This is a genomic window from Vogesella mureinivorans (assembly GCF_007644035.1).
GTDB classification, from domain to species: Bacteria; Pseudomonadota; Gammaproteobacteria; order Burkholderiales; family Chromobacteriaceae; genus Vogesella; species Vogesella mureinivorans.
The window spans coordinates 1-419 of sequence record NZ_VMTV02000264.1 but is presented as its reverse complement, the minus strand read 5'-3'; the positions used below and the strand labels follow the sequence as shown (position 1 = coordinate 419).

Below are 419 nucleotides of genomic sequence, written 5' to 3'. Positions count from 1 at the left end.
GAACCTTGCTGGCGCGATCAAAGCTGAAATAGGTCAGCCCGCAGCCTTCGGGTACCTCGAAAGCGATATTGGCGCCGCCGGGGGCGCCGCCTGCGCCGTAGTTCTCGGCCCAGCTCTCGTTGATCGCGACCTTGGCCTCGTAGTTGCCCGCGGGCAGGCGGGCCTCGAAGGTCGCGAAGCCGTCGTTGTCCGGGTCCTGCAGCCAGGCGGCGAGACATTCCGGCTGCCAGTCGCCGCTGCAGCCCAGCTCGCTCTGGAAGCTGCCGACAGCCACCGCGATCGGCGTGTTGCGGCTGTCGGTGACCCACTTGGTGCGGTTGGAAAAGTAGAAGCGCAGGGCTTGACCGTCGGCGTTCAGCGCGATGTTGGCGCCGCCTGCTGCGGCACCGGCGCCGTAGTTTTCGTCCCAGCTGCCGTTA

The 419-nt window shown here is 67.1% G+C and carries 1 protein-coding gene; it reads right to left on the bottom strand.

Features of this window, described 5'->3' with window-relative positions:
- Window positions 1-419 (bottom strand): pullulanase X25 domain-containing protein (locus FLQ44_RS23590; RefSeq protein ID WP_206208759.1); only part of this gene is annotated, 419 nt, incomplete at both ends.